The sequence below is a fragment of the Paraburkholderia panacisoli genome (genome assembly GCF_008369935.1).
Lineage (GTDB): Bacteria > Pseudomonadota > Gammaproteobacteria > Burkholderiales > Burkholderiaceae > Paraburkholderia > Paraburkholderia panacisoli.
The window spans coordinates 114,634-140,460 of the sequence record NZ_VTUZ01000024.1 but is presented as its reverse complement, the minus strand read 5'-3'; the positions used below and the strand labels follow the sequence as shown (position 1 = coordinate 140,460).

Below are 25,827 nucleotides of genomic sequence, written 5' to 3'. Positions count from 1 at the left end.
GACCGTGAAACGACTCTACGCCGATGATAGTGCGGATTGCCCGTGTGAAAGTAGGTAATCGTCAGGCTCCCCAGCAGTGAACAGAAACCCCACCCCCAAAAGGTGGGGTTTCTGCGTTTACGGGCGTTTCAAATTACATCCTTCGATTTCGCGCATCAAAGGAAGAAAACGCAGCCGCAAAAAAGCGCTCGCAACTCAAAACTATGCACTGGCCGCCGACACAAGAGCGCGGCATGCCACATGCAACCCATGCTGCCCCAGCGACGATTACTTTCCTTGCTCAAGAAACCGTTGCGCCAGACGAACCCAATACGTCGAGCCGATCGGCAATAACTCGTCGTTGAAGTCATAGCTCGCGTTATGCAGCATACAGGGGCCGGCGCCGTGTCCCGAATCCCGGTGGCCGCCTTCGCCGTTACCCAGAAACGCGTAACAGCCTGGCTTTGCCAGCAGCATGAAGGAAAAGTCCTCGGCGCCCATCGTTGGTTCCACAGCCTCGTCGACGTTTTCAGCTCCAACGATCTCTTTCATCACCGCCGCAGCAAAACGGGTCTCTTCCCCACTGTTGATCGTCGGCGGATAGTTCCGATGAAAATGGATCGAGACGGAGCAATCGTAGGCTTCAGCGGTACTCTCCGCGATCTTGCGCATGCGTGCTTCGATCAGATCGAGCGTTTCGGTGTTGAATGTTCGCACTGTCCCCGCGATCCACGCGTCATTCGGGACGACATTAACAGCGTCGCCGGCATGAATCTGGGTGATGGACAGCACAGCGGTATCGAGCGGCTTCTTGTTCCGCGTGATGATGCTCTGCAGTCCGTTCGCGATCTGCACCGCGGTAAACACGGGGTCGCGCCCATTGTGCGGAAGTGCGGCGTGTGAGCCGACACCCTTGATCTCAATGCGGAACTCGTTGCTCGATGCCATGATCGGACCTTCAGTCACGCCGAAGTGGCCCGCCGGCATCCCTGGCCAGTTGTGAATGCCGAACACCGCATCTACTGGAAACTTCACGAACAGATCGTCGTCAATCATCGCCTGCGCCCCAGCGCCGCCTTCTTCGGCCGGCTGGAAAATGAACACGATCGTGCCGTCGAATTCACCGTGTTTGGCCAGGTGTCGTGCTGCGCCGAGCAGCATCGCGGTATGTCCGTCATGCCCGCACGCGTGCATTTTGCCGTCGTTTTTCGAGCGATGGTCGAAGCTGTTCAGTTCCTGAATCGGCAGCGCGTCCATGTCTGCGCGCAGGCCAATAGAACGTGAGCTATTGCCACGCTTCAGTATGCCGACTACACCGGTCTTGCCCAATCCACGATGAGCCTCAATGCCCCAGGATTCGAGACTGCGGGCAACGAGATCAGCCGTTGCAGTCTCTTCATAACGCAGTTCCGGATGGGCATGAATCGTTCGTCGAAGGGTCTGGATTTCGCCGTGAGCAGCCTGGATTTCGGGAATCAGTTTCATGATGGAGTGATGTTGCGTATGTGCTTTGACTTGCGTGGGATCGCTCGGGCCCACCTCGGCCCGGGCACGGTGATAACCGATTCTACGCCGAAGGAGATTTTGGCGGCACCATGCAGGCTAGCCGCCAACAGACGTAATAAAATCGCGCATTGCCCCAGCTCCAATACCCCGTGACGGACCGCCGATGAATGCTCCGACTGATTTCGCGCGCGCCGTGTGCCCGCACGATTGCCCCGACACCTGCGCGATGCGCGTGACCGTCGAGAATGGCCGCGCGATCAAGGTCGTCGGCGATCCCGAGCATCCGCCGACACAGGGCGCGCTGTGTACCAAGGTCAGCCGCTATGCTGAACGGGTCTATCACCCGCACCGGCTGACTACGCCGATGAAGCGAGTCGGCCGCAAAGGTGAGGGCCGCTTCGAACCGATCAGTTGGGATGAGGCGTTCGAACTCGCGGCCACGCGTCTGTCGGAAATTGCAGGCCGTGCGCCGGAGGCGATTTTGCCGTACAGCTACGCCGGCACGATGGGCCTGGTCCAAGGCGACAGCATCGCGCAGCGGTTCTTTCACAAGCTGGGGGCCTCGCAGCTCGACCGCACGATCTGCGCGGCGGCCGGCGCGGCGGGTCTGAAGTACACATACGGCGCGGGCATCGGCATGCTCACCGAGTTTTTTGCAGAAAGCGAGGTGATCCTGATCTGGGGATCAAATCCCATCGCGTCGAATCTGCATTTCTGGACACGCGCCCAGGAAGCAAAGCGTCGCGGCGCGCGTCTGATCGCAATCGACCCGTATCGCTCGTTGACGGCGGAAAAATGCCATCAGCACGTCGCGCTGAAGCCCGGTACCGACGGCGCTTTGGCGCTCGGCATGATGCACGTGCTGATCACGGAGAATCTGCTCGATCCAGCCTACATTGCGGCCCACACGCTGGGCTTCGCCGGACTGAAGGCTCGCGCGCTGGGTTATCCACCGTCGCGTGTAAGCGAAATTTGCGGGATCGAAGAACAGGTGATCATCGAACTTGGGCGACTTTACGGCAGTACGAAGAAGGCGGCGATCCGCATGAATTACGGGCTGCAACGCGTGCGCGGCGGTGGCAATGCGGTGCGCGCGATCGCGTGCCTGCCGTCGCTGACAGGCGCGTGGCGCGAGAGAGCGGGTGGCGCGCTGCTGTCGTCGGGCGGCTGGGCTCCGGTCGACTCGCATGCGCTGCAGCGCCCGGACCTGATGCCGGGTTGGCCGGCCAAAGCGAGCCGCGTCATCAATATGAACACGATCGGCGATGCGCTGCTGCATCCGGGCGATGCCGCGTTCGGCCCGAAGGTCGAAGCAATCGTCGTCTACAACGCGAACCCCGTGGCGGTGGCGCCGGACTCGGAGCGAGTCGCCGCGGGTTTTGCACGCGACGACCTTTTCACCATCGTCCTCGAGCATTTTCAGACCGACACTGCGGACTACGCCGATCTGCTCCTGCCAGCAACGACGCAACTCGAACACCTCGACGTGCACAAGTCCTACGGGCATACGCACGTGATGCTCAACCTGCCGTCAATCGCCCCCGTCGGCGACGCGCGTCCGAACACGGAGATCTTTCGCGGCCTCGCACGCCGGATGGGGCTCGAAGAACCGGCGCTGTTCGAAAGCGACGAAACCGTCGCGCAGGCCGCGTTCCGATGGCAGGACAAAACGCTTGAAGGCGTGAACTGGGAAACGCTGAAGAAAACCGGCTGGGCGAAGCTGAATCTGCCAGACGCGCCGTTTGCCGATGGTGGTTTCCGCACCCCGTCCGGCAAATGCGAGTTCTACAGCGAGCGCCTCGCGCAGCAGGGTCTCGATCCGTTGCCGGACTATCTGCCGCCGCACGAATCCGCCGACGGCGCACCTGACCTTGCCGCCCGTTACCCGCTTGCGATGATTTCGCCGCCCGCCCGCAATTTTCTGAACAGCACGTTCGTGAACATCGAAAGTCTGCGCGCGACGGAAGGCGAGCCGCATCTGGACATCCACCCCGCCGACGCGCACGTCCGAGATATCGGCAACGGCGACCAGGTGCGCATCTTTAACGACCGCGGCTCGATGCAGGCGCGCGCCCGCGTCACCGACAAAGCGCGCGAGGGGCTCGTCGTCGGCCTGTCCATCTGGTGGAAGAAGCTCGCGCCGGACGGTCGCAACGCCAATCAGGTGACGAGCCAGGCGCTCACCGATCTGGGCGGATCGGCTACTTTCTACGACTGCCTCGTCGAAGTCGAACGCGCCTGACACGCGCCAGGAATTCTTGCCGCGCTCGCTCCAGGAAGGTTCGAGGCTGCAGTCTAACCGGCCCGCATTTCGCGATTAGCGACGAGGTGGCCATGCTACGATGCGTTTTTAGCACGACCATTCGAAAATAAATAAGGAGACGCTGCATGGACAAAATCTGGCTGAAATCTTATCCGCCCGGCGTTCCCGCAGAGATTGACCCGAGCCGCTATTCGTCGGTGGCCGACCTGCTCGAAGAAGCTTTCCGTGAGCATCGTGCCAAGCCGGCGTTCGTCTGCATGGGTCAGGAGATGAGCTATGCCGAACTCGACGCGCTTTCGCGCAAGCTCGCTGCGTGGTTCCAGTCGAAGGGCATTGCGCGCGGCGCGCGCATCGCGATCATGATGCCGAACGTGCTGCAATATCCGGTGGCGATCGCCGCGATCCTGCGCGCCGGCTATGTCGTCGTGAACGTGAACCCGCTTTACACTCCACGCGAACTCGAGCATCAGCTGAAGGACAGCGGCGCGGAAGCGATCATCCTGCTCGAGAATTTCGCGGTGACGTTGCAGGCGATCGTGCGCAATACATCGATAAAGCACGTCGTCGTCGCGGCGATGGGCGATCTGATGGGGATCAAGGGCACCCTCGTCAACTTCGTCGTGCGCAAGATGAAGAAGATGGTGCCCGCGTGGAGCTTGCCGGGCCACGTCAAATTCAATACGGCGATCGCGGAAGGCGGCCGGCTGAGTTTCAAGGCGGTCCAACAGGGACCGGATGACGTCGCATTTTTGCAGTACACGGGCGGAACCACGGGCGTGGCCAAGGGCGCTACGTTATTGCATCGGAATCTGATCGCCAACGTGCTGCAATCTGAAGTGTGGCTCCATCCGGTTCGCGCGAACCGCACGGACATCGATCAGTTCATCACAGTCGTGGCGCTGCCGCTCTATCACGTGTTTGCGTTGACCGTGTGCGGGCTGCTGACGATCCGTACCGGCGGCCTCGGCGTGCTGATTCCGAATCCGCGCGACATTCCCGGCATGATCAAGGCGCTGGAAGGCTATGCGATCACGACGATCCCCGCCGTCAACACGCTGTACAACGCGCTGCTGAATAGCCCGGACTTTCACAAGCTCAACTTCTCGAAGCTGCTGACCGCGAACGGCGGTGGCATGGCAGTGCAGGAAGCCGTTGCCAAACGCTGGTACGAGCTCACGCATACGCCGATCGTCGAAGGCTACGGGTTGTCGGAGACCTCGCCGTGCGTGACCTGCAATCCGGTCACCGTCACCGAATACAGCGGGACGATCGGCTTGCCGCTGCCGTCCACCGAAGTGTCGATTCGGGACGACGAAGGCAATGAAGTGCCGCTCGGCCAGCCAGGCGAAATCTGCATTCGCGGACCCCAGGTGATGGCGGGCTACTGGAACCGCCCGGACGAAACCGCCAAGGTGATGACACCGGACGGCTTCTTCAAATCTGGCGATGTCGGCGTGATGAGCGAAGATGGCTTCGTGAAGATCGTCGATCGCAAGAAGGACATGATTCTGGTGTCCGGCTTCAACGTGTATCCGAACGAAATCGAGGACGTGGTCGCCAAGCTGCCGGGCGTGTTCGAAGTCGCCGCGGTCGGCGTGCCGGATCAGCACTCGGGCGAGGCAGTGAAGCTGTTCGTCGTGAAGAAGGATCAGGCGCTGACCGACGCGGATGTCTTCGCATACTGCAAGACGCAATTGACCGGCTATAAGCGGCCGAAAATCATCGAATTCCGCGCCGAGTTGCCCAAGAGCAATGTCGGCAAGATTCTGCGCCGCGAGTTGCGCGACGGGCGAGCATGAGTACACGAGTCTGCACGAAGTGACGTGTAGCAAGAAAGAGAAGCCCGGCGGAGGGAAGTCTGCCGGGCTTCTCTTTTTGCGCGATTCCTTTGCGCCACGCACTGAGTCACAGACCCGCGCCCAGCCCGCCAAAAAAAAGCGCCCGAAGGCGCCTTTGAGGCAAACTGCTTTTTTACGACTTATTAGAACTTGTGGCGGATGCCGACGCGAGCCGCGACCTGATTGCTGGTCGACGAACCCGTCAGGCCGTTGATGCCTGCCGTTGCGTTGACCACTGCGCCCGCCTGGTTAAGCGTTTCGCCCAGAGCGTGCTGGTACACGCCGATCAGGTACACGTCGGTACGCTTGGACAGGAAGTAGTCCACGCCGAGCGAGCCTTGGTGGTACTGAGCACGCGATGTGTTGTTGATTTCCGCGCCGCGCGTGTAGTCATACGCTGCGCCGACCAGCAATGCCGGGGTCAACTGGTATTTGAAGTTGATTTCGCCGTTGTTGAACGTAGCCGATTGGCCCGCGAACGGCGACGCAAACGTCTTGCCCAGGTTGGCGAAGCGGATGTTCGAGTACGTCAGGCCGATCGTTGCCGCGCCGAACGTGTATGCGCCGCCCGCACCGACCACCTGGTACGTGTTAGCCGACGAGAAGCCACCGTAGATCGGGTTCGTCACAGCAGCAGCCGCTGCCGTCGTCGTACCGCCGTTGTTGAACAGGCCGCCCGTAGCTGCCGGCGTACGTGCGTTCAAGTAGCCGACGCCCAACACGAGAGGACCGTTGTTGTAGCCTGCGCCCAACGACCAGATCTGGTTGCCGGTGAAGTTGCCTGCCTGGCCGCCGAGGCTGTACGTGCCGCCGAACGTCAGGCCGCCGTAGTTCGCGCTCGTGAACTTGACCGTGTTGTTGGTGCGGTATGCGTTGTTGAAGTTGTCGATGTCGCCCGGGTGAGCGCCGAGGTAGCCGCCCCATTGGTCGCCCGATTCCAGCGGACCGACGTAGTCGACGACGGAGTCGTACTGACGACCCATCGTGACCGTGCCGAACTGGCTCGACAGGCCGACGTAAGCTTGACGACCGAACATCAGGCCGCCTTGACCCAGCTTGCCGTTCGTCACGTCAAAGCCGTTTTCCAACACGAACAGGGCCTTCAGACCGCCACCCAGATCTTCCGTGCCGCGCAGGCCGAAACGCGAGCCTTGCAGTACGCCACTGGTCATGGCGTACTGCTGGTAGCCGCCGGGGGTTTTACTGCCGGCGCCGGCGTTGTTGTTATAGGTGATACCAACGTCAACGATGCCGTACAGGGTCACGCTGCTCTGAGCATGTGCGACGCCTGCGAATGCGCCCAGTGCTGCGAGAGCGAGAAGCGACTTTTTCATCGAATGATCTCCAAGGATTACGAATCTTTTGTACAAGGCGAATATTTATCTAGCGTTGAGGCCTTGCTTCGAACTTCGCGAGAAGTTGCCACGTAATGTAACAAAAGGCATACATGGCACAAAGAAAAAGGAGGTGGCCACGGAGGCTCCTGTTTCGTTTACGCAACATGGACTAGAATCGAAAGTTAGCTGCTCATTTAATGCGGATCCGAGGTTGCCGCGTCGCTGGTTTTGCCCCGCAAAGCTTGTCGTAAGCACCTCCGGTTCGCTGGGGCAGTCGTCGAATCAGGGAGTGCTCAATGTTTCTGGACGTGTTGATTAGCGAGTTTGATCGGGGTTTACGCTCAATGACTGGCGTATCGCGGATGAGCCGGCCATTGCCGGTTCCGCAGGCGGTGACGGCAGAGGTGCCGGAGCTTTCACCGGCCGAGCGTGCGCATGCGGCGGGATTGATGCGGGTGAATCACGTCGGCGAGGTCTGCGCGCAAGCGCTTTACCAGGCTCAGAAACTCGCGACCCGTTCGCCTTCGTTGCGCGCCATGTTCGATCACGCTGCTTCCGAGGAAGAAGATCACCTGGCGTGGACCGCCAAACGTCTCGAGGCGCTTGACTCGCGTCCCAGTTTGTTGAATCCGCTTTGGTACACCGGCGCAATGGCGATCGGTCTCGCGGCGGGGCGCCTGGGCGATCGCGTCAGCCTCGGCTTCATGGCTGAAACAGAGCGCCAGGTGGAGCAGCATCTCGACAGCCATCTGGATGAGCTGCCGGCCGCCGATTACGAGTCACGCGCGATTGTCGAGCAAATGCGCGTGGATGAAATGGAGCACGGAAAGGCCGCGATGGACGCGGGCGGCATCGAGTTGCCATTTCCCGCGCGTGCGCTGATGCGCGCGGTGTCGAAAGTCATGACGCGCACGGCCTATTACGTATAACGCAGGGGCCGCCGCGCGCGCATTTCCGGAAGTGGGACGGCGACTCGCGCGCCGTTCGCCGCACGTCCCCGAATCGTCCGCCTATATCTCTTAATTCCCACCTCGCGATCTCTTTCATTCCACGCTGTTCCCCCGCACTTTTCACGTATCACCTTCACAAGTCGCACTAGCTCATTCATTTATAACGGTTTTCCGTTTTATGCGTGACGTGAAGGAGTCGCGCTAAGTCCTTGTTCTATCAAACAAAATCGGCGCAAAAACCCGGTATCTCCCTTGACCCCCGATTATCGTTCCTCTAAAGTGGGAGACAGTGTGAGAAAGTGTATTTTTGTGTGATCTCGCCAGCACTTTGGGGTAGATTTTCACGAATCGGGCAGCCGGCGCAAAAGTGCCGCAAGAGGGGAGAGCAAAGTGTTCCAAGGGGCGTCGGCGCTGACGCTCGATGCGAAGGGGCGGATGTCGATCCCCTCTCGCTATCGGGATGCGCTGCAAACACAGGCAGAGGGCCGGGTGACGATCACCAAGCACCCGGACGGCTGCCTGTTGCTCTTTCCGCGCCCGGAGTGGGAAGTCTTTCGCGAGAAGGTCGGCAATCTGCCGATGAACGCCACGTGGTGGCGCCGCATTTTTCTCGGTAATGCAATGGATGTCGATATGGACGGCGCGGGCCGCGTGCTTGTGTCGCCGGAACTACGCATGGCTGGCGCGCTGGAAAAAGAAGTGACCTTGCTCGGCATGGGCCGTCACTTCGAGTTATGGGATGCACAAACCTACGCCGCGAAGGAACAGGCGGCAATCGCCGAGGGCATGCCCGAAGCGTTGAAGAATTTCACGTTCTGATCGCGGCTTACATATATGGCACCTGCGATGGGAAACGAATTGCAGCATCGCACGGTGCTGCTGGAAGAAGCGGTCGATGCGCTGGTGACGCGCGCGGACGGCGTGTATGTGGACGGCACCTTCGGGCGCGGCGGTCATAGCCGGCTGGTGCTGGAGCGGCTGGGCGAGTCGGGGCGGCTGATCGCGTTCGACAAGGACCCGCTCGCCATTGCCACGGCGCAGCAGATCGCCGATCCGCGCTTTGGCATCGTGCACGAGAGTTTTGCTTCACTGCGCACTGCGATTGCGGAGCGCGGAGTGGGACGGGTGTCGGGCGTTTTGCTGGATCTGGGCGTGTCGTCGCCGCAAGTCGACGATCCGGAGCGGGGCTTCAGCTTCCGCGCCGACGGCCCGCTCGACATGCGGATGGACCCGACGCGCGGCGAGTCTGCCGCTGACTGGCTGGCGCGGGCCACGGTGCAGGAACTGACGGAGGTGATACGAGATTATGGGGAAGAACGGTTTGCTTTTCAGATTGCAAAGGCGCTTGTTGCTCGCCGGGCAGAGTCCGACCGTCTTGGGCCTCTCGTCAGCACGGGCGAGCTTGCCCAAATCGTGGCTAACGTCGTCAAAACCCGTGAGAAGGGCAAGGATCCGGCAACCCGCACCTTTCAAGCTATACGGATTCACATCAATCAAGAGCTTGCGGAGCTGCAAGTCGTTTTAGAAGCAGCGCTATCGCTGCTGGAGCAAGGGGGGCGGCTGGTGGTCATCAGCTTTCATTCGCTCGAGGACCGGATCGTCAAGCGATTCATGCAGGCGCACGCCAGTACGCCTGCGGTCGATCGCCGTCTGCCGATTCGCGCAGTCGATCTGCCGAGCCCCCCGCTCAAGATCATCGGCCGCGTGTTCGCAAGCGACGCTGAAGTCGCCGCGAATCCGCGCGCCCGTTCTGCCGTGATGCGTGTGGCGGAGCGGATCGCGCCATGAATCGTCTCAACATCTTCCTGCTGATGATCGTGATGGGCTGCGCCCTGTCGGTCGTCAACGCGACCAATCAGCAGCGTCAGATCTTCATCCAGTTGCAGCGCGCGCAATCGCAGGAGCGCCAGCTGCAGCAGGACTATTCGCAGCTTCAATATCAGCAGAGCGCGCTGTCGAAAACCTCGCGCATCGAGCAACTCGCCACCGACTCGCTGAAGATGCAATCGGTCACGACCGGCCGCACGCAATATCTGACGCTCAATCCGGGCGCGGTGAAGGCCGAGGACGCGCCGATTCCCACGTCCGGTCCGGCGCAGGCGTCGGCGCCGGCGGCGACCCGTCGCGGAGGCGTGCGATGAAAAAATCGTCGGCTCGCAAGAGCGTCGCCTTTTCGGCCAATCCGATCCTGTCGGTGCGCCTGCCGATGTGGCGCTCCAAACTCGTCGTGTTCCTGCTGTTCATGGCGTTCGTCGCGCTAGCCGCGCGTGCGTTCTGGATTCAGGGGCCGGGCAATGCGTTCTATCTGAAGCAGGGTGAAATCCGCTATCAGCGCCGGCTTGAGTTGCCGGCCACGCGCGGCAAGATTCTCGACCGCAACGGTCTCGTGCTTGCCACGAGCCTGCCGGTGCGCGCGATCTGGGCGATTCCCGAATCGGTGCCGGACGACCTCGGCGCCGACAAGCTGAATTCGCTCGGCAAACTGCTCGGCATGACCAACAAGGAGTTGCGCGCCAAGCTGTCGGAGGACAAGAACTTCGTCTACGTGAAGCGCCAGGTGCCGGTCGACGTCGCCGCGAAAGTCACGGCGCTGGACATCCCCGGCATTTACGCACGCGACGAGTACAAGCGTTTCTATCCGGAAGGCGAGATCACGGCTCACCTGATCGGCTTCACGAACGTCGAAGACGAAGGCCAGGAAGGCGTCGAGCTCGGCGACCAGAAGCTGCTCGCCGGCGTGTCGGGCAGCCGGCGCGTGATCAAGGACCGCATTGGCCACATCATCGAGGACGTGGACGAGCAGGTCGTGCCGCACAACGGCCAGGATGTCGATCTGTCGATCGACAGCAAGATCCAGTACATCGCATACACGAACCTGAAAGCGGCCGTCGAAAAATTCAAGGCGAAGGCCGGCGCAGCGATGGTGATCGACGTGCGCACGGGCGAGGTGCTCGCGCTCGTCAACTACCCGACGTACAACCCGAACGACCGCTCGCACCTGACCGGCGACCAGCTGCGCAACCGCATCCTCACCGACACGTTCGAGCCGGGCTCGATCATGAAGCCGTTTACGGTTTCGCTCGCGCTCGATCTGCACCGCGTGACGCCGACTACACTGGTAGATACGGGGCCGGGCCGCTTCGTGCTCGACGGTGCGCCGATTACCGACGACAGCGCGTTCGGTGTGCTGACGGTGGGCGGCGTGATCCAGAAGTCGAGCAACATCGGCGCGACGAAGATCGCAATGCAGCTCAAGCCCGAAGAGATGTGGAACATGTACACCAGCATCGGTCTCGGCCAGGCGCCGAAGGTCGGTTTCCCGGGCGCGGCGGCGGGCCGTCTGCGTCCGTGGAAGAGCTGGCGCCGCATCGAGCAGGCGACCATGTCGTACGGCTACGGTCTGTCGGTGTCGCTGTTCCAGCTGGGCCGCGCGTACACCGCGATCGCGCATGACGGCGAGATCATGCCGGTGTCTATCTTCCGCTCGCCTGGCGAGCAGCCGGCCACCGGTCCGCAGATTTTCTCGCCGACCACCGCGCGCGAAGTGCGCGCGATGCTCGAAACCGTGACGGCGCCGGGCGGCACGTCGCCGGATGCGGCCGTGCCGGGCTATCGCGTAGGCGGCAAGAGCGGCACCGCGTACAAGCACGGCGCTCACGGCTACGACCACTCCAAATATCGCGCGTCGTTCGTCGGCATGGCGCCGATGCCGAATCCGCGCATCGTCGTCGCGGTGTCGGTCGACGAGCCGACCGCGGGCAGCCACTTCGGCGGTCAGGTGTCGGGTCCGGTGTTCTCCGGCATCGTCGGCGATACGCTGCGCTCGCTGAACGTGCCGCCGGACATGCCGGTCAAGCAGATGGTCGTGTCCGACGACTCGGCCCCGGCCGCGCCCGGCACGCCGGCCACGCCGTCGGCGGCCAAGAAACTTTCCACCAGCGCCGGCGCGAAGAAGATGACGATTTCCGCCGACGCCAAAAACCACCCCGGAGTTGTGCGATGAACGCGCTGCGTAGCAAGCATCCAGCGCACCGGCAAATCGCCGACGCCCTCGCCTGGCTGCAAGCGCACCTGCAGCCGGGCGCGCATCTGCACGCCGACACGCGCTCGCTCGCGCCCGGCGATGCATTTTTCGCCTATGCGGTGGACGGCGCGGACAACCGCCCGTTCATCGACGGCGCCATCGAGCGTGGCGCAGCCGCGGTGCTGGTGCAGCCCGAAGGCTTCAGCGGCGCGCCCGATCCGTCCATCACGCTCGCCGTGCCGGCGTTGAACGAACTCGCCGGGTCGATCGCGAGCGGCTGGTATCGCGATCCGAGCGACGCGATGCTGGCGGTCGGCATCACCGGCACCAACGGCAAGACCTCGTGCAGTCAGTGGATCGCCGCGGCGCTCGGGTCGCTCGGCACGCGTTGCGCGATCATCGGTACGCTCGGCACCGGTTTGCCCGGCCAGCTCGTGCAGACCGGCTTCACGACGCCCGACGCGCCGCAACTGCAACGCAGCCTCGCGCAATTGCGCGACGCGGGCGCGCAGGCGGTGGCGATGGAAGTGTCGTCGCACGCGCTGCATCAGGGGCGCGTGAACGGTACGGCGTTCGACATCGCCGTGTTCACGAATCTCACGCAAGACCACCTCGACTATCACGGCACGTTCGAAGCCTATGAGACGGCCAAGGCGCGTCTGTTCACGTGGCCGGACCTGCGCGCGGCCGTGATCAATCGCGACGATGCCGCCGGCCGCCGTTTGCTCGCCAGCATGCAAGGCCATGCGCGCACGATCGCCTATGGTCTCGACGCCGCGTTGCAAGACGCGCCGCAAGCCGACGCGCTGCTGCTCGCGTCGAAGGTGCGCGCAACCGCCACCGGCACCGCGTTCCATCTGGGCACATCGGATTGGGGCGACGCCGAAGTCGAAGTGCAAACGCTCGGCGCGTTCAATGTCAGCAATCTGCTCGGCGTACTCGGCGCGCTGCTCGCCGCCGACGTGCCGTTCGACGTGGCGCTTGCCGAACTCGCGAAACTCGAGCCGGTGAACGGCCGCATGCAGCGCCTCGGTGGCCGTCTGCAAAACGATGAGCCGCTCGTTGTAATCGATTACGCGCATACGCCGGACGCGCTGGAAAAGACGTTGGAAGCGCTGCGCCCGATGGCGGCCGCGCGCGGCGGCGAACTGATCTGCATGTTCGGCTGTGGCGGCGACCGTGACGCCACCAAGCGCCCGCTGATGGGCGCGATCGCCGAGAAGCTGGCGGACGGCGTTGTCGTGACCAGCGATAACCCGCGCAGCGAAGACCCGCAGTCGATCATCGAACAGATCGCCGCAGGTATGAAGGACGCGTCGCAGGCACGCCGTATCGAGGACCGCGCAAGCGCGATCCTGCAAGCGATCCGCAGCGCCGCGCGCGAAGACGTCATCGTGCTGGCCGGCAAGGGGCACGAAGCTACTCAAGAAATCATGGGCAAGAAGCGCGCTTTCTCCGATCAGGACCACGCCCGCCTCGCGCTCGCCGCGCGGGCGACGCACGCACGCGGAGGTGGCGAATGAGCATGTTCACGCTACGTGATGCCGCGGCGCTGATCCCCGGCGCGAACGTGCTCGGAGACGACAGCGTTGCATTCGAACGCGTGTCGACCGACAGCCGCAGCGCGGGACCAGGCGATCTGTTCGTCGCGATCAAGGGCGAGCGGTTCGACGCGCACGACTTCCTGCCGGACGTCGCGGCGCGCCACGTGACGGCCGCGCTCGTCACGCGCACACCGGATGGCTGGAACGTGCCCGCGATCCGCGTGGCCGATACGCGGACCGCGCTGGGCGCGCTCGCGCGCGGCTGGCGCCGCCAGTTCGGCATGCCGCTCGTCGCCGTGACGGGCAGCAACGGCAAGACCACGGTCAAGGAAATGATCGCGTCGATCTTCGCTGCCGCGGTCGGCGATCAAGCGCGTCTCGCGACCGCCGGCAACTTCAACAACGACATCGGCTTGCCGCTCACGCTGTTCCGTCTGCACGCCGCGCATCGGCTGGCGGTGGTCGAACTCGGCATGAATCATCCGGGCGAAACCGAGTTGCTCGCGAAAATCGCCGAGCCGACGGTGGCCGTGGTGAACAATGCGCAGCGCGAGCATCAGGAGTTTATGGCGACCGTCGAAGCGGTCGCGCTCGAACACGCAAGCGTGATTCATGCGCTGTCTCCCGAGGGCGTCGCTGTATTCCCGGCGGACGACGCCTACGCGAGCATCTGGCGCGTGGCGGCGACAGGCAACCGCATCGTCGACTTCGCTTTGAATTCGGCGGCGCGTGTGACGGAAGCTGCCGTCAAAGGCACGTTCGACGGCAAGCGCCTGAGCATCGACACGCCTGAAGGCCAGCTTGATGTCACGCTGCAAGTACTGGGCGATCACAACGCGCACAACGCACTCGCCGCGACGTCCGCCGCGTTGGCGGCAGGCGTTTCGCTCGAGGCAATCAAGCGCGGCCTCGAATCGTTCGGCGCCGTGAAGGGCCGGCTGCAGGTGAAGCAGGCCGCACTCGGCACGCTCGCCGGCGCCACCGTGATCGACGACACCTACAACGCCAATCCAGACTCGATGCGCGCCGCGATCGACGTGCTCGCGTCGTGCGCCGCGCCGCGCGTGCTGGTGATGGGCGACATGGGCGAAGTCGGCGACAACGGTCCGGTGTTTCACCGCGAAATCGGCGCGTACGCCAAAGAGCGTGGCATCGACGCGCTGTACGCAATGGGCGACGCCTCGCGCGACGCCTGCACCGCGTACGGCGCAGGCGCGCATCACGTAGCCGATCTCGGCACGTTGATCGCGCAATTGCAGCAGGCCGGTTTCGGCGCTGCCGCAACGCTTCTCGTGAAAGGCTCGCGCTTCATGCAAATGGAGCGCGTGGTGGACGCCGTAACGAGTCCACAACCCAACGCAGCGGGCTCGACGCCCGCCGCACATTGAAATAGAAGGACCGAAGCATGCTACTGGCGCTGGCGCAATGGCTGCAGAATGACGCAAGCTTCTTGCGCGTGTTCAGTTATCTGACTTTCCGTGCCGTGATGGCGACCATCACCGCGCTGCTGATCGGGCTCGTCTGCGGCCCGGCGGTGATTCGCAAGCTGACCGCGATGAAGGTCGGCCAGGCCGTCCGCAAAGACGGCCCGCAGACCCATCTGGTCAAATCCGGCACGCCCACCATGGGCGGCGTGCTGATTCTGCTCGGCATCGCGGTGGCCACGCTGCTGTGGGCCGACCTGACCAATCGCTTCATCTGGATCGTGATGCTCGTCACGTTCGGGTTCGGCGTGATCGGCTGGGTCGACGATTACCGCAAGGTGGTCTACAAGGACCCGCGCGGCATGTCGTCGCGCGAGAAGTATTTCTGGCAGTCGGTGATCGGTCTGTTCGCGGCCGTGTATCTCGCGTTCAGCGTGTCGGAAGCGAGCAACGTGCGCGTGTTCGACCTGTTCATGGCGTGGGTGCGCAGCGGCTTGTCGATGGGCTTGCCGGCGCGCGCCGACCTGATGCTGCCGTTCGTCAAGTCGATCAGCTATCCGCTCGGCGTGTGGGGCTTCATCGTGCTGACCTATCTGGTGATCGTCGGCGCGAGCAACGCGGTCAATCTCACCGATGGCCTCGACGGGCTCGTGATCATGCCGGTGGTGCTGGTGGGCGGGTCGCTCGGCGTGTTCGCGTACGTGATGGGCAGCTCGGTCTATTCGAAGTACCTGCTGTTCCCGCATATCGCCGGCGCCGGTGAGTTGCTGATCTTCTGTTCGGCGATGGGCGGCGCGGGCCTCGCGTTCCTCTGGTTCAACACGCACCCGGCGCAGATGTTCATGGGCGACGTCGGCGCGCTCGCGCTCGGCGGCGCGCTCGGCACGGTCGCGGTGATCGTGCGTCAGGAAATCGTGCTGTTCATCATGGGCGGCATTTTCGTCGCGGAGACGCTCTCGGTGATGTTGCAGGTCACTTGGTTCAAGTTCACCAAGCGCCGCTTCGGCGAAGGGCGGCGTCTCTTCAAGATGGCGCCGCTGCATCACCATTTCGAATTGTCGGGGTGGAAGGAAACGCAGGTGGTGGTGCGCTTCTGGATCATCACGCTGATGTTGTGTCTGTTCGGTTTGTCCACGCTCAAATTGCGTTAAGCAGTAATCGAAGTTAAGGGAAAGCAAGCGATGTTCGGCGAGAAGTTTCGGGATCGGCAAAAGCCGATGGTGCTCGTGCTGGGACTGGGTGAATCCGGTCTCGCGATGGCGCGCTGGTGCGCGCGGCACGGCTGTCGGCTGCGTGTGGCCGACACGCGTGAAGTGCCGCCGAACCTGTCCGCGCTGCAAGCGCATAGCGTCGACGCGGACTTCGTCGGCGGCCCTTTCTCGCCGGTGCTGCTAGAAGGTGTCGAACTGGTCGCGATCAGCCCGGGCCTCTCGCCGCTCGCCGCGGATCTCTTGCCGCTGATCACGGCGGCGCGCGAGCAGGGCATCCCCGTGTGGGGCGAACTCGAGTTTTTCTCGCAGGCGCTGAAGACGCTCGGCGAAAGCGGCTACGCGCCGAAGGTGATCGCGATCACCGGCACCAACGGCAAGACCACGACGACGAGCCTGACCGGCCTGCTGTGCGAACGCGCCGGCAAGAAGGTCGCGGTGGCGGGCAATATCAGCCCGGCGTTGCTCGACAAGCTCAGCGAAGCGATCGATCACACCGCCTTGCCTGACGTGTGGGTGCTCGAACTGTCGAGCTTCCAGCTGGAAACCGCACACACGTTTTCGCCTGACGCGGCCGTGGTGCTGAACATCACACAGGATCACCTCGACTGGCACGGCGGCCTCGATGCGTATGCGGCTGCGAAGGGCCGCATCTTCGGTACACAGACCGTGCGCGTGCTGAACCGCGACGACTCGCGCGTGATGTCGCTCGGGCCTTCTGCCGACGCTGAAGCGGAGACCGTTACGTTCGGCGTGACCGAACCGAAGAACGACGGCGACTACGGTTTGCTGCGCGACAACGGGATGATCTGGCTGGTCGAAGCACACGATCGCGACGCAAGCGATGAAGCAACAGCACCGAAGCGCCGTCGCAAGAATGAAGTGGCGACAGCGCCGGACATCGCACTGAAGCGCCTGATGCCCGCGGACGCTTTGCGCATTCGCGGTCTGCACAACGCCGCGAACGCGCTGGCCGCGTATGCGCTCGCGCGCGCGATCGGTCTGCCGGGTGCGCCGCTGCTGCACGGTCTGCGTGAATACCGTGGCGAGCCGCATCGCGTGGAGCTGATCGCGTCGATCGACGGCATCGACTATGTGGATGACAGCAAGGGCACCAATGTCGGCGCAACGGTGGCCGCGCTCGACGGCCTCGCGCAGCGCGCGGTGCTGATCGCCGGCGGCGACGGCAAGGGCCAGGATTTCGAACCGCTCGCCGCGCCGGTGATGCGCTGGTGCCGCGCCGTGATGCTAATCGGCCGTGACGCGCCGCTGATTCGCGCGGCGCTGGAACACAGCGGCATCGCGCTAACGGATCACGCCACGCTCGAAGAAGCGACGCGTGCCGCCACCGCACTGGCTGAACCCGGCGACGCCGTGCTGTTGTCGCCGGCTTGCGCGAGCTTCGACATGTTCAAGGGTTACGCACACCGTGCCGCCGTATTTCGCAGCACGGTCGAAGACATCGCTGCCGAACGGGGGACGATGATATGAGCTGGTCGGAACGTTTCGGTTCGCGCCACGTGGCCGCAGGCGACGCGGGTGGCTCGGGCGGCGCGGCGCGCGTCGGCGGCCGCACGGGCGGCAGCGGGCTCGCGAGCGCCGTCAACGGCGTGCGGCCGCTGCGCTCGCGGATGCTCGACTACGATCACTCGCTGCTGTGGGTCGTCGTCGCACTGCTGGGACTCGGCATCGTGATGGTGTATTCGGCGTCGATCGCGATGCCCGATTCGCCGAAGTACGCGTCGTACCGCGACTACGCATTCCTCGTGCGCCAGATCATCTTCGTCGTGATGGGCGCGGTGATCGGCGTCGTGTCGTTCCGCATCCCCATTTCGACGTGGGACAAGTACGCGCCGAAGCTCTTCATGATCTCGCTCTTCGCGCTGGTGATCGTGCTGATCCCGCACGTCGGCAAGGGCGTGAACGGCGCGCGCCGCTGGATTCCGCTCGGCATCACGAACATGCAGCCGTCGGAAATCATGAAGCTCGCGGTAACGATCTACGCGGCGAACTACACGGTGCGCAAGCAGGAGTACATGCACAGCTTCGCCAAGGGCTTTTTGCCGATGGCGGTCGCGGTCGGTCTGGTCGGCGCATTGCTGCTGCTCGAACCGGACATGGGCGCGTTCATGGTGATCGCGGCGATCGCGATGGGCGTGCTGTTTCTCGGCGGCGTGAACGGCAAGCTGTTCGGCGGCCTGGTGGCGACCGCGGTCGGCACGTTCAGTCTGCTGGTGTGGGCGTCGCCGTGGCGTCGCGAGCGGATCTTCGCGTACCTCGATCCGTGGGATGACCGCTACGCGCAGGGCAAGGCGTATCAATTGACGCACTCGCTGATCGCGTTCGGGCGCGGCGAGTGGTTCGGCGTGGGGCTCGGCGGCAGCGTCGAGAAGCTCAACTATCTGCCGGAAGCGCATACCGACTTCATCCTCGCGGTGATCGGCGAGGAACTGGGTTTCGTCGGCGTGCTGGTGGTGATCCTGATGTTCTACTGGATCGTGCGCCGCTCGTTCGAGATCGGCCGTCAGGCGCTCGCACTCGATCGCACGTTCGCGGGCCTGGTCGCGAAGGGCGTCGGCATCTGGTTCGGCGCGCAGACCTTCATCAACATGGGCGTGAACCTCGGCTTGCTGCCGACCAAAGGTCTCACGCTGCCGCTCGTCAGCTATGGCGGCTCGGGCATCTTGCTGAACTGCGTCGCGATCGCCGTGCTGATGCGCGTCGACTATGAGAACCGTGTGTTGATGCGTGGGGGCAAAGTATGACCGCTCTCCACCAACGCACGCTGATGGTGATGGCCGGCGGCACCGGGGGACACGTGTTCCCTGGGCTCGCGGTCGCGCATCTGATGCAGGCGTGGGGCTGGAAAGTCGTGTGGCTCGGCAATCCCGCGGGCATGGAAGCGACGCTGGTGCCGAAGCACGGCATCCCGATGGAATACGTGCGCTTCGGCGGACTGCGCGGCAAAGGTCTCAAGACCAAGCTGATGCTGCCGCTGAATCTGCTGCGCGCCTGCACGCAGAGCCTCTCCGTGCTGCGTCGCGTGAAGCCGGACGTGGTGCTCGGCATGGGCGGCTACATCACGTTTCCGGCGGGATTGATGACCGCGTTGAGCGGCCGTCCGCTGGTGCTGCACGAACAGAATTCGATCGCGGGCCTCGCCAACAAGGTGCTCGCGAAACTGGCCAAACGCGTGCTGGTCGCGTTCCCGAATGCGCTGCCGCACGGCGAATGGACCGGCAACCCGATTCGTGAGGAACTTGCGCGCGCGATTGCACCCAAAACACGCTACGCACAACGCGGTGGTCCGTTGAACGTGCTGGTGGTCGGCGGCAGTCTCGGCGCTGCGGCGTTGAATGAAGTGGTGCCGCGCGCGGTCGCGCTGCTCGCGCCGAACGAACGGCCGCGCATCGTGCATCAGGCGGGCGCGAAGCATATCGAAGCGCTGCGCGAGAACTACGCGGCAGCGGGTCTGCAGGCGGGAAGCGGCGAGCAACCCGACGTGGAACTCGTGCCGTTCATCGACGACATGACGAGCGCTTACGCGAAAGCGGATCTGGTGATCTGCCGCTCGGGTGCGATGACGGTGTCGGAGATTTCGGCGGTTGGCGTGGCGGCGTTCTTCGTGCCGTTCCCGTACGCGGTGGACGATCACCAAACCACTAATGCAGCGTTTCTCGCCGACAACGGCGCGGCGCTGGTCGTGCAGCAACGTGACTTGTCGGCGGAAACACTCGCCGACTGGTTGCGCAGCCAGACGCGGGAAAGTCTCGCGGAGATGGCGGAGCGTTCGCGCTCGCTCGCGAAACCCGACGCCACGGAACAGGTCGCGCAAATTTGCGCAACCGTGGCGGGTTCGATTTCGGGCGCGAGCCCAGAAGGAAAGCAATGAAACACATCGTCAAACACATTCACTTTGTCGGCATCGGCGGTGTCGGCATGAGCGGCATCGCGGAGGTGCTGGTCAACCTGGGCTATCAGGTGAGCGGCTCGGATCTGTCGAGCAACGCGGTCACGGATCGCCTTGCCGCGCTCGGCGCGCGCATCGCGATCGGTCACGCGGCGGAGAACATCGAAGGCGCGAACGCGGTGGTCGTCTCGACAGCGGTGCGCAGCGACAACCCCGAAGTGCTGGCCGCGCGGCATCGCCGCATTCCTATCGTGCCGCGCGCGGTGATGCTCGCGGAACTGATGCGCCTGAAGCAGGGCATCGCGATTGCCGGCACGCACGGCAAGACCACGACCACGTCGCTGGTGGCGAGCGTGCTGGCCGCGGGCGGGCTCGACCCGACCTTCGTGATCGGCGGGCGTCTGATCAGCGCGGGCGCGAATGCGCGACTCGGCACCGGCGACTTCATCGTCGCCGAAGCGGACGAGTCGGATGCGTCGTTCCTGAACCTGTTCCCGGTGATCGAAGTCATCACGAACATCGACGCCGATCACATGGACACCTACGGCCACGACTTCGCGCGGCTCAAGCAGGCGTTCATCGAATTCACGCACCGTCTGCCGTTCTACGGCATCGCGGTGCTGTGCGTCGACGATCCGAACGTGAAGGAGATCCTGCCGTTCGTGTCGAAGCCGATCATCCGTTACGGCCTCGCACCGGATGCGCAAGTGCGCGCGGTCAATGTGAAAGCGCACGACGGCAGGATGCATTTCACGGTGTTGCGCGAAGACGCGGCGCCGCTCGACATCGTGCTGAACCTGCCGGGCGAGCACAACGTGCAGAACGCGCTGGCCGCGATTGCAATCGCGACTGAACTTGAAGTGAAAGATGCCGATATCCAGCGAGCGCTCGCGGATTTCAACGGCGTGGGCCGGCGTTTCCAACGCTACGGCGAAGTGCCGGTCGTCACCGAAGGTAAAGCCACGGGCGCCTACACGCTGGTGGACGACTACGGCCATCACCCGGTCGAAATGGCGGCCACGGTGGCGGCGGCGCGCGGCGCATTCCCGGGCCGGCGTCTGGTGCTGGCGTTCCAGCCGCACCGCTTCACGCGCACGCGCGATTGCTTCGAGGATTTCGTGAAGGTGTTGTCGACCGTCGACGCGCTCGTGCTGACCGAAGTCTATTCGGCCGGCGAAGCGCCGATCGTCGCCGCGGACGGCCGCGCATTGGCGCGCGCGCTGCGGGTGGCGGGCAAGGTCGAGCCGGTGTTCGTCGATACGGTGGATGAAGTGCCGGACGCGCTCTCAGCAGTGGTTCGCGACGGCGATGTGGTGATTACGATGGGCGCGGGTTCGATCGGCGGTGTGCCGGGTCGCCTCGCGCTCGAAACGAAGGTGTGACATGAGCAGTATTAAATCGGACGAACTCGCAAAACAATTCGGCAAGGTAGCAGTGCTGCTCGGTGGAGATTCCGCCGAGCGCGAGGTGTCGCTCAACTCCGGGCGACTCGTGTTGCAAGGTCTGCGCGACGCCGGCGTCGATGCGCATCCGTTCGACCCGGCCGAGCGTCCGCTCGCCGCATTGAAGGAAGAAGGCTTCGTGCGCGCGTTCAACGCGCTGCATGGCGGCTACGGCGAGAACGGCCAGATTCAGGGCGCGCTCGACTTCTACGGCATCAAGTACACCGGCAGCGGCGTGCTCGGCTCGGCGCTCGGTCTGGACAAGTTCCGCACCAAGCTCGTGTGGCAGCAGCTGGGCATTCCGACGCCGCCGTTCGAAGCGGTGCTGCGCGGCGACGACTACGCAGCGCGCGCGAAGGACATCGTCGCGAAGCTCGGCTTGCCGCTCTTCGTGAAGCCGGCGAGCGAAGGTTCGAGCGTCGCGGTGATCAAGGTGAAGAGCGCCGATGCGCTGCCCGCAGCGCTGCTCGAAGCGGTCAAGTACGACAGGATCGTCGTGGTTGAAAAGAGCATCGAAGGCGGCGGCGAATACACCGCATGCATCGCGGGCGATCTGGATCTGCCGGTGATCCGCATCGTGCCGGCCGGCGAGTTCTACGACTATCACGCGAAGTACATCGCCAACGACACGCAGTACCTGATTCCGTGCGGCCTCGCGGCGGATGAGGAAGCCCGCCTGAAAGTGCTGGCGCGCCGCGCGTTCGACGTGCTCGGCTGCACCGACTGGGGCCGCGCCGATTTCATGCTCGATGGGGAAGGCAATCCGTACTTTCTGGAAGTGAACACGGCGCCTGGCATGACCGATCACTCGCTGCCGCCGAAAGCGGCGCGCGCGGTGGGCATCAGCTATCAGGAACTGGTTGTCGGCGTGTTGGCGCTGACGCTGCAGGACTAACCGGGGCAACCCGAAAGCAAGACCATGTGGAACAACGTTCGCCAGCTCAATCTCGCCGCCAACGCATTGCATGTGTTGCTGGTGCTCGTGCTGCTGGCGGCGGGCGGTTACTGGCTGATCCAGCGCCCGAATTTCGCGCTGCGCGAAATCCAGATCGACGGCGACACCGAGCACATCAATTCGCCGACGGTGCGCGCCGGCGTAGTAGGGCGGTTGAAGGGCAACTTCTTCACGGTCGATCTCGACGTCGCGCGCCAGGCGTTCGAGCAGATGCCGTGGGTGCGTCACGCGAGCGTGCGGCGCGTCTGGCCGAACGCGCTGGCTGTCACGCTCGAGGAGTACAAACCGCTGGGGACGTGGGGCAGCGATCAGCTGGTCAGCGTCGACGGCGAGTTGTTCACCGCGAACCAGGGCGAGCTCGAGGAAGATTTGCCCGCGTTCGACGGCCCGGACGGCACGGCAAAGGAGGTGGTCACGCGTTATCACGACTTCCAGAAGTGGTTTGCGCCGCTTAACGCGACGCCCGAAGAAGTGACGCTGTCGCCGCGTTATGCGTGGACGGTGAAGCTGTCGAATGGAACGCAGGTGGAACTTGGCCGCGAACGCAATCAGGACACGCTGCTCGATCGCAGCAAGCGTCTGACGGCGGCGTGGAGCGCGGTGACGCAACGGTGGGGAAAGGATATCGAGTATGCGGACTTGCGCTATCCGAACGGTTTCGCGATTCGTGCCGCTGGCATGCGCTTTATCAGCGAACCCGACAAGGGCAAGAAGTAAACGGACATCACACGCAATGAGCACGCTATGAGTAAAGACTATAAAGATCTGCTGGTCGCCCTCGACATTGGGACGTCGAAGGTCGTGGCCATCGTCGCCGAGTTGAAGGGCGAAGGTCACTACGAGGTGATCGGCCTCGGCCAGAGCGAATCGAAGGGGCTCAAGAAAGGCGTGGTGGTGAATATCGAAGCCACCGTGCAGTCCATTCAGCGCGCGCTCGAAGAAGCCGAGCTGATGGCCGATTGCAAGATCACGAACGTGTTCACCGGGATCGCGGGCAGCCATATTCGCAGCTTCAATTCAAGCGGCATGGTGGCGATCAAGGAGAAGGAAGTCACGCAGACCGACGTGGCGCGCGTGATCGAAACGGCGAAGGCGATCAACATTCCGACCGATCAGCAGGTGCTGCATATCCTCACGCAGGAATTCATCATCGACGGTCAGGAAGATGTGCGCGAGCCGATCGGCATGAGCGGCATCCGCCTCGAAGTGAAGGTGCACATCGTCACGGGCGCGGTGAGCGCGGCGCAGAACATCGTCAAGTGCGTGCGCCGCTGCGGGCTCGAAGTGAACGATCTGATTCTGCAACCGCTGGCGTCGTCGCTCGCGGTGCTGACTGAAGACGAAAAGGAACTCGGCGTGGTGCTGGTCGATATCGGCGGCGGCACGACCGACATCGCGATTTTCAGCGAAGGCGCGATCCGTCATACGGCGGTGATCCCGATCGCCGGCGACCAGATCACGAGCGACATCGCGATGGCTTTGCGCACGCCGACGCCGGATGCCGAAGACATCAAGGTCGATTACGGCATCGCCAAACAGGCGCTCGCCGATCCTGACGAAATGATCGAAGTGCCGGGGCTCGGCGAACGCGGTCCGCGCACGTTGTCGCGCCAGGCGCTGGCGGCGGTGGTCGAGCCGCGCGTCGAAGAACTGTTTTCGCTCGTGCAGCAGGTGGTGCGCGAGTCGGGTTACGAGGAACTGCTGAGTTCCGGCGTGGTGCTGACCGGCGGCGCGTCGATGATGCTCGGCATGGTCGAACTGGGTGAGGACATTTTCCTGAAGCCGGTGCGCATCGGCGTGCCGGAATACGCGGGCGGTCTCGCTGACGTCGTGCGCAATCCGCGCTATTCGACGGCGATGGGCCTGCTCGTCGAAGGACGCTCGCAACGCATGCGCGGCCGCAAGGTCGCGGTGCAGTCGGGCTCGATGGGACAGGTGTTCACGCGCATGAAGGACTGGTTCCTCGGCAACTTCTGACGCGTTGGTTTTGCTGCACGGTTTAGCTGAACGGGTTTCGAACGGGTTCTAAAAATACGCGCTGGTGCCGGCGGCCAGCGCGCGACAGGGGGTTGCCCGATCTCCTGCCGAATAACGGCCGAGTGGCTGTAATTTTTTATCTTGACGGAGGCAACATGGAATTCCAGATGCTGGAAACCGAAACGAACGGCACCATCATCAAGGTGGTCGGAGTAGGTGGCGCTGGCGGCAATGCCGTCCAGCACATGATCAACAAAGGCGTGCAAGGCGTCGACTTCATCGTGATGAACACGGACGCGCAGGCCCTGTCGCGTTCGCGCGCCACCGCGGTGATCCAGCTCGGCAACACGGGCCTGGGCGCGGGCGCGAAGCCGGAAATGGGCCGCGCCGCAGCCGAGGAAGCACGTGAGCGCATCGCCGACGCACTGCGCGGCGCGCACATGGTCTTCATCACGGCCGGCATGGGCGGCGGCACGGGTACGGGAGCCGCACCCGTGGTCGCGCAGATCGCCAAGGAAATGGGCATCCTGACCGTTGGCGTGGTCAGCAAGCCGTTCGAGTTCGAAGGCGGCAAGCGTATGCGCGTCGCTGAAGCCGGTTCGCAGCAACTGGAGGATCACGTCGATTCGCTGATCGTCGTTCTGAACGACAAGCTGTTCGAGGTGATGGGCGACGACGCCGAGATGGACAAGTGCTTCCAGTGCGCAGACGACGTTCTGAACAACGCAGTGGCCGGAATCGCGGAAATCATCAACGTCGACGGTCTGGTGAACGTCGACTTCGAAGACGTGAAGACGGTGATGGGCGAGCAGGGCAAGGCGATGATGGGCACGGCGACGGTCGCCGGCGTCGATCGTGCGCGTCTGGCTGCGGAGCAGGCTGTCGCCAGCCCGCTGCTGGAAGGCGTGGATCTGTCGGGGGCGCGCGGCGTGCTGGTCAACATCACGTCGAGCCGTTCGCTGCGTCTGTCGGAAACGCGCGAAGTGATGAACACCATCAAGAGCTACGCTGCCGAAGACGCGACCGTGATTTTTGGCGCGGTGTACGACGATGCAATGGGCGACGCGCTGCGCGTGACGGTCGTGGCAACGGGTCTGGGCCGTGCGGCAAAGAAGCAGCAATCGGCACCGATGACGCTGCTGCGCACCGGCACCGACAACCAGCCGATCGGCGCGATGCAGCACGCGGCTTACGCACCGTCGGCAGCGCATGCGAGCACGGCCGATTACGGCGCGCTGGACACGCCGGCTGTGTGGCGCACCTCGCGCGATACGGCGGCCTCGCACGTTCAGGCGCTGCAGGAAAAGGGCGTCGACACGTACGACATTCCGGCGTTCCTGCGCAAGCAGGCGGACTGAGCGCGCGAGCAGGCTTTCGTTGCCGCGCCGCTTCAGCGGCGCTGGCCGACGAATGCACGAGCGTGGCGGGTGAACGGCGAACAGGTCGCGTATCGTCAGATTCGCGGCAAGG

At 63.6% G+C, this 25,827-nt stretch carries 20 protein-coding genes; 18 read left to right on the top strand and 2 right to left on the bottom strand.

What is annotated here, in order from left to right; genetic code table 11:
* Nucleotides 1–267: 267 nt before the first annotated feature.
* Nucleotides 268–1,464 (bottom strand): M20 aminoacylase family protein, encoded by a 1,197-nt coding sequence (locus tag FVF58_RS30375; protein WP_149673467.1) that lies wholly within the window; start codon nucleotides 1,462–1,464, stop codon nucleotides 268–270.
* 184 nt (nucleotides 1,465–1,648) lie between these two features.
* On the opposite strand from FVF58_RS30375, the gene FVF58_RS30370 reads away from it, so the two are divergent.
* Nucleotides 1,649–3,727 carry a molybdopterin-containing oxidoreductase family protein gene (locus tag FVF58_RS30370; RefSeq protein ID WP_149673466.1) on the top strand — a complete coding sequence of 693 codons (2,079 nt, stop codon included), beginning with the start codon at nucleotides 1,649–1,651 and terminating at the stop codon, nucleotides 3,725–3,727.
* 146 nt (nucleotides 3,728–3,873) lie between these two features.
* Nucleotides 3,874–5,547 (top strand): long-chain fatty acid--CoA ligase, encoded by a 1,674-nt coding sequence (locus FVF58_RS30365; protein WP_149673465.1) that lies wholly within the window; start codon nucleotides 3,874–3,876, stop codon nucleotides 5,545–5,547.
* Between the two features lie 182 nt (nucleotides 5,548–5,729).
* On the opposite strand, the gene FVF58_RS30360 is transcribed toward FVF58_RS30365, so the two are convergent.
* A complete protein-coding gene (locus FVF58_RS30360) occupies nucleotides 5,730–6,920 on the bottom strand; it encodes a porin (protein ID WP_149673464.1) in 1,191 nt (396 codons plus the stop codon).
* 299 nt (nucleotides 6,921–7,219) lie between these two features.
* On the opposite strand from FVF58_RS30360, the gene coq7 reads away from it, so the two are divergent.
* From coq7 to ftsZ, 16 genes are all read left to right on the top strand, one after another.
* On the top strand, nucleotides 7,220–7,852 hold the full coding sequence (gene coq7 / locus FVF58_RS30355) for a 2-polyprenyl-3-methyl-6-methoxy-1,4-benzoquinone monooxygenase (protein ID WP_149673463.1): 633 nt from the start codon (nucleotides 7,220–7,222) through the stop codon (nucleotides 7,850–7,852).
* A gap of 411 nt (nucleotides 7,853–8,263) precedes the next feature.
* Nucleotides 8,264–8,692: a division/cell wall cluster transcriptional repressor MraZ gene (gene mraZ / locus FVF58_RS30350; RefSeq protein ID WP_149673462.1), complete on the top strand. Its 429-nt coding sequence runs from the start codon at nucleotides 8,264–8,266 to the stop codon at nucleotides 8,690–8,692.
* Between the two features lie 15 nt (nucleotides 8,693–8,707).
* Nucleotides 8,708–9,661: a 16S rRNA (cytosine(1402)-N(4))-methyltransferase RsmH gene (gene rsmH, locus FVF58_RS30345; protein WP_149673461.1), complete on the top strand. Its 954-nt coding sequence runs from the start codon at nucleotides 8,708–8,710 to the stop codon at nucleotides 9,659–9,661.
* On the top strand, nucleotides 9,658–10,014 hold the full coding sequence (ftsL, locus tag FVF58_RS30340) for a cell division protein FtsL (RefSeq protein WP_149673460.1): 357 nt from the start codon (nucleotides 9,658–9,660) through the stop codon (nucleotides 10,012–10,014). The genes rsmH and ftsL overlap by 4 nt, the downstream gene beginning before the upstream one ends.
* Entirely contained in the window at nucleotides 10,011–11,876 is a 1,866-nt protein-coding gene (locus FVF58_RS30335; RefSeq protein WP_149673459.1) for a peptidoglycan D,D-transpeptidase FtsI family protein, read from the top strand. Before ftsL ends, FVF58_RS30335 begins: the two co-directional genes overlap by 4 nt.
* On the top strand, nucleotides 11,873–13,420 hold the full coding sequence (locus FVF58_RS30330) for a UDP-N-acetylmuramoyl-L-alanyl-D-glutamate--2,6-diaminopimelate ligase (RefSeq protein ID WP_149673458.1): 1,548 nt from the start codon (nucleotides 11,873–11,875) through the stop codon (nucleotides 13,418–13,420). Before FVF58_RS30335 ends, FVF58_RS30330 begins: the two co-directional genes overlap by 4 nt.
* The gene (locus FVF58_RS30325) at nucleotides 13,417–14,829 is read left to right on the top strand and encodes a UDP-N-acetylmuramoyl-tripeptide--D-alanyl-D-alanine ligase (protein ID WP_149673457.1); all 1,413 of its coding nucleotides are present in this window, start codon (nucleotides 13,417–13,419) and stop codon (nucleotides 14,827–14,829) included. Before FVF58_RS30330 ends, FVF58_RS30325 begins: the two co-directional genes overlap by 4 nt.
* Nucleotides 14,830–14,846: 17 nt before the next feature.
* Nucleotides 14,847–16,016, top strand: coding sequence for a phospho-N-acetylmuramoyl-pentapeptide-transferase (mraY, locus tag FVF58_RS30320; protein WP_149673456.1), 1,170 nt, complete (start codon nucleotides 14,847–14,849; stop codon nucleotides 16,014–16,016).
* Between the two features lie 30 nt (nucleotides 16,017–16,046).
* The gene (gene murD, locus FVF58_RS30315; protein ID WP_149673455.1) at nucleotides 16,047–17,564 is read left to right on the top strand and encodes a UDP-N-acetylmuramoyl-L-alanine--D-glutamate ligase; all 1,518 of its coding nucleotides are present in this window, start codon (nucleotides 16,047–16,049) and stop codon (nucleotides 17,562–17,564) included.
* Nucleotides 17,561–18,838 (top strand): putative lipid II flippase FtsW, encoded by a 1,278-nt coding sequence (gene ftsW / locus FVF58_RS30310; protein WP_149673454.1) that lies wholly within the window; start codon nucleotides 17,561–17,563, stop codon nucleotides 18,836–18,838. Before murD ends, ftsW begins: the two co-directional genes overlap by 4 nt.
* On the top strand, nucleotides 18,835–19,965 hold the full coding sequence (gene murG, locus FVF58_RS30305; protein WP_149673453.1) for an undecaprenyldiphospho-muramoylpentapeptide beta-N-acetylglucosaminyltransferase: 1,131 nt from the start codon (nucleotides 18,835–18,837) through the stop codon (nucleotides 19,963–19,965). Before ftsW ends, murG begins: the two co-directional genes overlap by 4 nt.
* Nucleotides 19,962–21,365 carry a UDP-N-acetylmuramate--L-alanine ligase gene (gene murC, locus FVF58_RS30300; RefSeq protein WP_149673452.1) on the top strand — a complete coding sequence of 468 codons (1,404 nt, stop codon included), beginning with the start codon at nucleotides 19,962–19,964 and terminating at the stop codon, nucleotides 21,363–21,365. Before murG ends, murC begins: the two co-directional genes overlap by 4 nt.
* Before the next feature lies 1 nt (nucleotide 21,366).
* Nucleotides 21,367–22,320, top strand: a complete 954-nt coding sequence (locus FVF58_RS30295; protein ID WP_149673451.1) for a D-alanine--D-alanine ligase — start codon at nucleotides 21,367–21,369, stop codon at nucleotides 22,318–22,320.
* Nucleotides 22,321–22,344: 24 nt separating this feature from the next.
* Nucleotides 22,345–23,097, top strand: a complete 753-nt coding sequence (locus FVF58_RS30290) for a cell division protein FtsQ/DivIB (protein WP_149673450.1) — start codon at nucleotides 22,345–22,347, stop codon at nucleotides 23,095–23,097.
* Between the two features lie 27 nt (nucleotides 23,098–23,124).
* Complete coding sequence (gene ftsA / locus FVF58_RS30285) at nucleotides 23,125–24,357, top strand: cell division protein FtsA (RefSeq protein WP_007180311.1); 1,233 nt, start codon at nucleotides 23,125–23,127, stop codon at nucleotides 24,355–24,357.
* Nucleotides 24,358–24,512: 155 nt separating this feature from the next.
* Complete coding sequence (gene ftsZ / locus FVF58_RS30280; RefSeq protein ID WP_094781554.1) at nucleotides 24,513–25,715, top strand: cell division protein FtsZ; 1,203 nt, start codon at nucleotides 24,513–24,515, stop codon at nucleotides 25,713–25,715.
* The last annotated feature ends 112 nt before the right edge of the window (nucleotides 25,716–25,827 follow it).

What these genes read in the sequence shown, in the direction of transcription:
- FVF58_RS30375 (WP_149673467.1), bottom strand. Translation starts at nt 1,464, where the DNA reads ATGAAACTGATTCCCGAAATCCAGGCTGCTCACGGCGAAATCCAGACC.
- FVF58_RS30370 (WP_149673466.1), top strand. Translation starts at nt 1,649, where the DNA reads ATGAATGCTCCGACTGATTTCGCGCGCGCCGTGTGCCCGCACGATTGC.
- FVF58_RS30365 (WP_149673465.1), top strand. Translation starts at nt 3,874, where the DNA reads ATGGACAAAATCTGGCTGAAATCTTATCCGCCCGGCGTTCCCGCAGAG.
- FVF58_RS30360 (WP_149673464.1), bottom strand. Translation starts at nt 6,920, where the DNA reads ATGAAAAAGTCGCTTCTCGCTCTCGCAGCACTGGGCGCATTCGCAGGC.
- coq7 (WP_149673463.1), top strand. Translation starts at nt 7,220, where the DNA reads ATGTTTCTGGACGTGTTGATTAGCGAGTTTGATCGGGGTTTACGCTCA.
- rsmH (WP_149673461.1), top strand. Translation starts at nt 8,708, where the DNA reads ATGGCACCTGCGATGGGAAACGAATTGCAGCATCGCACGGTGCTGCTG.
- ftsL (WP_149673460.1), top strand. Translation starts at nt 9,658, where the DNA reads ATGAATCGTCTCAACATCTTCCTGCTGATGATCGTGATGGGCTGCGCC.
- FVF58_RS30335 (WP_149673459.1), top strand. Translation starts at nt 10,011, where the DNA reads ATGAAAAAATCGTCGGCTCGCAAGAGCGTCGCCTTTTCGGCCAATCCG.
- FVF58_RS30330 (WP_149673458.1), top strand. Translation starts at nt 11,873, where the DNA reads ATGAACGCGCTGCGTAGCAAGCATCCAGCGCACCGGCAAATCGCCGAC.
- FVF58_RS30325 (WP_149673457.1), top strand. Translation starts at nt 13,417, where the DNA reads ATGAGCATGTTCACGCTACGTGATGCCGCGGCGCTGATCCCCGGCGCG.
- mraY (WP_149673456.1), top strand. Translation starts at nt 14,847, where the DNA reads ATGCTACTGGCGCTGGCGCAATGGCTGCAGAATGACGCAAGCTTCTTG.
- murD (WP_149673455.1), top strand. Translation starts at nt 16,047, where the DNA reads ATGTTCGGCGAGAAGTTTCGGGATCGGCAAAAGCCGATGGTGCTCGTG.
- ftsW (WP_149673454.1), top strand. Translation starts at nt 17,561, where the DNA reads ATGAGCTGGTCGGAACGTTTCGGTTCGCGCCACGTGGCCGCAGGCGAC.
- murG (WP_149673453.1), top strand. Translation starts at nt 18,835, where the DNA reads ATGACCGCTCTCCACCAACGCACGCTGATGGTGATGGCCGGCGGCACC.
- murC (WP_149673452.1), top strand. Translation starts at nt 19,962, where the DNA reads ATGAAACACATCGTCAAACACATTCACTTTGTCGGCATCGGCGGTGTC.
- FVF58_RS30295 (WP_149673451.1), top strand. Translation starts at nt 21,367, where the DNA reads ATGAGCAGTATTAAATCGGACGAACTCGCAAAACAATTCGGCAAGGTA.
- FVF58_RS30290 (WP_149673450.1), top strand. Translation starts at nt 22,345, where the DNA reads ATGTGGAACAACGTTCGCCAGCTCAATCTCGCCGCCAACGCATTGCAT.
- ftsA (WP_007180311.1), top strand. Translation starts at nt 23,125, where the DNA reads ATGAGTAAAGACTATAAAGATCTGCTGGTCGCCCTCGACATTGGGACG.
- ftsZ (WP_094781554.1), top strand. Translation starts at nt 24,513, where the DNA reads ATGGAATTCCAGATGCTGGAAACCGAAACGAACGGCACCATCATCAAG.